Origin of the sequence: Endozoicomonas sp. ALC013, assembly GCF_049310205.1 — a bacterium.
GTDB lineage: Bacteria > Pseudomonadota > Gammaproteobacteria > Pseudomonadales > Endozoicomonadaceae > Endozoicomonas.
Genome location: NZ_JBLYNS010000201.1, coordinates 1 through 6696, shown reverse-complemented (window position 1 = coordinate 6696; position 6696 = coordinate 1). Strand labels below are relative to the sequence as shown.

Here is a 6696-nt window from a genome sequence, read left to right as displayed (position 1 = left end):
TATTCCTCAGCATATCGCCAACCTGCTGTGGGCCATGGCGAAACTGGTGGACAACGGGCTGGAGCTGACACCCGGGCTCAACGAGGCCATGACCGTGCTGTTGCCCCACGTGAACGTACAGAAAGACCAATTTAATGCTCAGGGAATTGCCAACCTGCTGTGGGCCATGGCAAAACTGGTGGACAACGGTCAGAAACGGACACCAGAGCTCAATGAGGCCGTGGCCGCACTGTTGCCCCACGTGAATTCACAGAAAGACCAATTTATTCCTCAGAATATCGCCAACCTGCTGTGGGCCATGGCAAAACTGGTGGACAACGGGCAGGAGCCGACACCAGAACTCAAAGAGGCCGTGGCCGCCCTGTTGCCCTGCGTGAACGGACAGAAAGACCAATTTAATGCCCAGGGTATTGCCAACCTGCTGTGGGCCACGGCCAAACTGGGTGAACTCATTGAGCTGAACCTGGCTATCTCTACGTTTGAATCGCTTGTCTATCGAATCAGTGAGAAGCTTCAGTTTTCTCAGGAAGAGATATCGATGTCTCTCTGGGGAGTCATGGTATGCTGTGCCAGGTTGTCTCTAGACTCCAATGCCAATAAAAATAACGTGCTTGAAAAGCACATGAACGACCTGTTCACCCGTCTGGAAAATACATTCCTGCACAATGAAGAGGATCAACGCACCATTGTCCTGGCCGCAAGTTGGCTTGGCAGAGCGTGTCCGGTCGTCCCCCATTACCAGACAACCATTTCAAATACCCAAGCCGACTTCCGCGATCATCTCCAATCAACTATTCCATCTTTGAAGATTGAAGAAGAAAAGAGTCTGAACTCACTGCCTCCGGTTGACCTGCTTCTGACAGATCACAACATGGTTCTTGAAGTTCAGGGACCGGGTCATTACGTAGGTGGTGATTTCAAAACCAGGAATGGTTCGACTCTGCTGAAAATCGCACTGTTGCAAAAAGCAGGATTTGAGGTCATTGAAATTCCGGTTAACAGGCTCTTGAATCAGGATTTAATGAAACCATACATTGATCAAATAAAGACCAGAATAGGCATTCCGCCACAGGAGCATGGCTCTGTATCACTTAAAAGAGGTTGGGCAGGTGCTGCATACGTGACTGCCGAAGAACATTTAGAAGAAAAAACCAACCCGGCAAAGAGGAAGAAAACAAGCAGCCAGTAATCGCCTTCTTCCCATCATGACTCAAGTAAACTTTTCCGCAAAATGAACTTCTGAACAGAACAGCAGTCTGCTTTTCATATTTTCATGAATGAAATATAATTATGGATAGAAGTTCTGCTGGTATCAGTGGCAAATACACAACATCAAATAACGGTTACACCCAACCTAATGGCCATGCCCCTTCTTCAAGGCGTGGGCGATACAGACATGCCAAAGTCAGACAATGGAATCATCCCCCCCGCACTGCACCGGGTCGCAATGAATTTTACCATTCTTCTGGCACACGCTCTTCTCAACATCTACAGTGCCGTTCAGTAAACCCTGCTCAAGATTTTAATGCCCTCATCAAACAGGAAATAATGGATGATCTGTTGAGTCAATCGGATCGTTTCGGTCATCGCTATAATGGAAAAAATCACGGGCAATATGCCAGTTCAATTAAAAAATACACGTCAGCTGTTCAAAGACCGTTAAATCGAGCGGAACAAAGCCAGCTGATGCGTTTGCTGCAAAATTTCGCAGCAACACGGAGCTGGAATTGGCGCAGCCTCACGACAACACTTCACTCATTGACATCAGCGGGTGTATTTACTCTTCATAAACCCATGGATGCGCGAGTTAAACTTACTCAGGCTAACTTATTGTCAACGCTATTTGATGCAATAATATTTAACTGCAACCAAAAACCTCCAGCCAGGGATATTGATGCCCAGGGTGTCGCCAACCAGCTGTGGGCCATGGCAAAACTGGTGGACAACGGGCAGGAACGGACACCAGAGTTCAACGGGGCCGTGGTCGCTTTGTTACACCACGTGAACGCACAAAAAGCTCACTTTAAACCACAGGAAGTCACCAACCTGGTGTGGGCCATGGCGAAACTGGTGGACAACGGCCTGGAGCAGACACCAGATCTCAAAGAGGCCATGTTCGCTCTGTTGCCCCACGTGAACGTACAGAAAGACCAATTTATTCCTCAGGCTATCACCAACATGCTGTGGGCCATGGCGAAAATGGTAGACCACGGGCAGGAGCATACACCAAGGCTCAAAGAAGCCATGGCTGCGCTGTTGCCCCGCGTGAACGCACAGAAAGCTCACTTTAAACCACAGGAAGTCACCAACCTGATGTGGGCCATGGCGAAACTGGTGGACAACGGGCTGAAGCGGACACCTGGGCTCAAAGATGCTGTGGCCGCCCTGCTGCCCCTCCTGAACGCACAGAAAAACCAACTTAACGCCCAGGGTATTGCCAACCTGCTGTGGGCCATGGCGAAACTGGTGGACAACCGACTGGAGCGGACACCAAGGCTCAACGAGGCCGTGGCCGCCCTGTTGCCCCTCGTGAACGCACAGAAAAACCGATTTAATGCTCAGCATATCGCCAACCTGCTGTGGGCCATGGCGAAACTGGTGGGCAACGGGCAGGAGCGGACACCGCTGCTCAAAGAGGTCGTGGCCGTGCTGTTGCCACAAGTGAACCCAGAGAAAGCTGACTTTAAACCACAGGAAATAACCAACCTGATGTGGGCCATAGCGAAACTGGTGGACAACGGACACGAGCAGACGCCAGAGCTCAACGAGGCCGTGGCCGCCCTATTGCCCCTCGTGAACGTACAAAAAACTAACTTTAAGCCCCAGGGTATCGTCAACCTGCTGTGGGCCATGGCGAAACTGGTGGACAACGGGCCACAGTGGACGCCAGGGTTTAACGAAACCATGGCCGCGCTGTTGCCCCAAGTGAGCGCACAGAAAGCCAACTTTACACCACAGGGTATCGCTAACCTGCTGTGGGCCATGGCGAAACTGGTGGACAACGGGCAGGAGCGGACAGCAGAGCTCAAAGAGGCTGTGGCCGTGTTGTTGCCCCACGTAAACGTACAGAAAGACCAATTTATTCCTCAGGGTATCGCCAACCTGCTGTGGGCCATGGCAAAAATGGTAGAGAACGGGCAGGAGCATACACCAGGACTCAAACAGGCCGTGGCCGCGCTGTTGCCCCACGTGAACGCACAGAAAGGCCAATTTAATGCCCAGGGTATCGCCAACCTGCTATGGGCCATGGCGAAACTGATGGACATCAGGCTGGAGCATACACCAGAGCTCAAAGAGACTGCGGCCGCGCTTTTGTCCCACGTGAACGCACAGAAAGCTGACTTTAAACCACAGGAAATCGCCAACCTGCTTTGGGCCATGGCGAAAATGGTAGACAACGGGCAGGAGCACACACCAGGACTCAAAAAGGCCGTGGCCGCGCTGTTGCCCCGCGTGAACGCACAGAAAGACCAATTTAATGCCAAGGGTATCGCCAGCCTGCTGTGGGCCATCGCAAAACTGGTGGACATCGGACAGGAGCATACACCAGAACTCAAAGAGGCTGCGGCCGCGCTGTTGTCCCACGTGAACGCACAGAAAGCTAACTTTAAACCACAGGGTATCGCTAACCTGCTGTGGGCCATGGCAAAACTGGTAGACAACGGGCTGGATCGGACACCAGTGCTTAAAGAGCCTCTGGTCGCGCTGTTGCCCCACGTGAACGTACAAACAACTAACTTTAAACCCCAGGGTATCGCCAGCCTCCTGTGGTCCATGGCGAAACTGGTGGACAACGGACAGGAGCGGACACCAGAGTTCAACGAGGCAGTGGCCGCGTTATTGCCCCAAGTGAACCTGCAGAAAGACCAATTTAATGCCCAGGATATCGCCAACCTGCTGTGGGCCATGGCGAAACTGGTGGATAACGGGCAGGAGCAGACACCAGGGCTCAACGAGGCCGTGGCCACACTGTTGCCCCGGGTGAGCGCACAGAAAGACCAATTTAATGCCCAGGGTATTGCCAACCTGCTGTGGGCCACGGCCAAACTGGGTGAACTCGTTGAGCTGAACCTGGCTACCTCTTCGTTCGAATCGCTTGTCTATCGAATCAGTGAGAACCTTCAGTTTTCTCAGCAAGAGCTATTGATGTCTCTCTGGGGAGTCATGGTGTGCTGTGCCAGGTTGGCTCTAGACTCCAATGCCAATAAAAATAACGTGCTTGAAAAACACATGGATGACCTGTTTACTCACCTGGAAAATACATTCCCAGTCAATGAAGTTGATCAACGCATCATTGCCATGGCCGCAAGTTGGCTTGGCAGAGAGTGCCCGGTCGTTCCCCATTACCAGACAATCGTTTCAAAACGTCAATCCAGCTTCCGCAATCAACTCCAATCATGCATTCCATCTTTGAGGATTGAAGAAGAAAAGAGTCTGAACTCATTACCTCCGGTTGACTTGCTTCTGCCAGATCACAACATGGTGATTGAAGTTCAGGGCCCGCATCATTACGTAGGTGGTGATTTCAACACCAGGAATGGTTCAACTCTGCTTAAAATCGCACTGTTGCAAAAAGCAGGATTTGAGGTCATTGAAATCCCGACTAACCAGCTGTTGAAGAAAGATTTAATGAAACTATATATTGATCAAATAAAGATCAGGATAGGCATCCCGCCGCAGGGTCATAGCTGTGTTTCACTTAAAAGAGGGTGGGCAGATGCTGCATACGTTACTGCCGAAGAACATTTAGCAGAGCAAACCAACCCGGCAAAGAGGAAGAAAACAAACAACCAGTAATCGCCTTCCTCCCATCATGACTCAAGTAAACTTTGCCGCACAATGAACTTCTGGGCAGAACAGCAGTCTGCTTTTTATATTTTCATGAATTAATGAAATATAATTATGGATAGAAGTTCTGCCGGTATCAGTGATCAATACACAAGATCAGATAACGGTTACAACCAACCGAATGGCCATGCCCCTTCTTCAAGGCGTGGGCGATATAGACATGCCACAGTCAGACAGCGGGATAGTCACCCCCGCTCTACCCTGGGATGTAATGAATTTCACCATTCTTCTGCCACACGCCCTTCTCAATATTTAATGCACCGTTCAGTAAACTCTGCTCAAGATTTTAATGCCCTCATCAAACCAGAAATAATGGATGATCTGGTGAGGAAATCGCATCGTTTCGGTCATCGCTATGATGGGAGAGATCACGGCCTATATGCCAGTTCAGTTAAAAAATACACGTTAGCGGCTAAAAGACCGTTAAATCGAGGGGAACAAAGCCAGCTGATGGGTTTGCTGCAAAATTTCACAGCAACCCGGAGCTGGAATTGGCGAAGCCTGACGACAACAATGCACTCATTGACTTCAGCGGGTGTGTTTACCCTTCATAAACCCATGGATGCGCGAGTTAAGCGTACTCAAGCGGCCTTATTGTCAACGCTACTTGATGCAATAATATTTAACTGCAACCAAAAACATCCAGCCAGGGATATTGCCCCCCAGGCTGTCGCCAATCTTCTGTGGGCCATGGCAAAACTGGTGAACAACGGGCAGGAACGAACACCAGAGTTCAACGAGGCCGTGGCCGCCTTGTTGCCCCACGTGAACGCACAGAAAGCTCACTTTAAACCACAAGAAATCGCCAACCTGCTGTGGGCCATGGCGAAACTGGTGGACAACAAGCAGGAGCATACACCAGAGTTCAACGAGGCCGTGGCTGCGCTGTTGCCCCACGTGAACGCACAGAAAGACCAATTTATTCCTCAGCATATCGCCAACCTGCTCTGGGCCATGGCTAAACTGGTGGACAACAAGCAGGAACAGACACCAGAGTTCAATGAGGCCGTGGCTGCGCTGTTGCCCCACGTGAACGCACAGAAAGACCAATTTATTCCTCAGCATATCGTCAACCTGCTGTGGGCCATGGCGAAACTGGTGGACAACGGTCAGGAGCGGACACCAGAACTCAAAGAGACCGTAGCCGCGCTGTTACCCCGCGTGAACGCACAGAAAGCCCAGTTTAAAGTCCAGGGTATCGCCAACCTACTGTGGGCCATGGCGAAACTGGTGGACAATGGGCAGAAGCAGACACCTGAGCTCAACGAGACCGTAGCCGCGCTGTTGCCCCACGTGAACGCACAGAATGACCAGTTTAGTCCTCAGCATATCGCCAACCTGCTGTGGGCCATGGCGAAACTGGTGGACAACGGGCAGGAGCGGACACCAGAGCTCAACGAGGCCGTGGCCGCGCTGCTGCCCTACGTGAACGCACAGAAAGACCAATTTACTGCCCAGGGGATCACCAACCTGCTTTGGGCCATAGCGAAACTGGTGGACAACGGGCAGAAGCAAACACCAGTACTCAAAGAGACTGTGGCCGCGCTGTTGCCCCAGGTAAACGCACAGAAAGCTCACTTTAAACTACAGGCTATCACCAACCTGCTGTGGGCCATGGCGAAACTGGTGGACGACGGGCAGTTGCAAACAACAGAGTTCCAAGAGCCCGTGGTCGTGCTGTTACCCTACGTGAACGCACAGAAAGCCAATTTTAACCCACAGGAAATCGCCAACCTGCTGTGGGCCATGGCGAAACTGGTGGATAACGGGCAGGAGCGGACACCAGGGCTCAAAAAGACCGTGGCCGCGCTGTTACCCTACGTGAACGCACAGAAAGCCAATTTTAAC

At 51.4% G+C, this 6696-nt stretch carries 3 protein-coding genes; all 3 read left to right on the top strand.

All coding sequences use genetic code 11. The features are described from left to right. Positions 1 to 1189: DUF1601 domain-containing protein (locus tag ACO6V1_RS21770; protein ID WP_422468515.1), on the top strand; the 1189-nt coding region annotated here is incomplete at its 5' end. A gap of 101 nt (positions 1190 to 1290) precedes the next feature. Then, positions 1291 to 4797 carry a DUF1601 domain-containing protein gene (locus tag ACO6V1_RS21765; RefSeq protein WP_422468513.1) on the top strand — a complete coding sequence of 1169 codons (3507 nt, stop codon included), beginning with the start codon at positions 1291 to 1293 and terminating at the stop codon, positions 4795 to 4797. A 105-nt stretch (positions 4798 to 4902) separates the two neighbouring features. Further along, on the top strand, positions 4903 to 6696 hold a 1794-nt coding region (locus ACO6V1_RS21760; RefSeq protein WP_422468511.1), incomplete at its 3' end, for a DUF1601 domain-containing protein.

Excerpts from the sequence above, each read along its gene's own strand:
- ACO6V1_RS21765 (WP_422468513.1), top strand. The coding sequence starts at position 1,291 with ATGGATAGAAGTTCTGCTGGTATCAGTGGCAAATACACAACATCAAAT.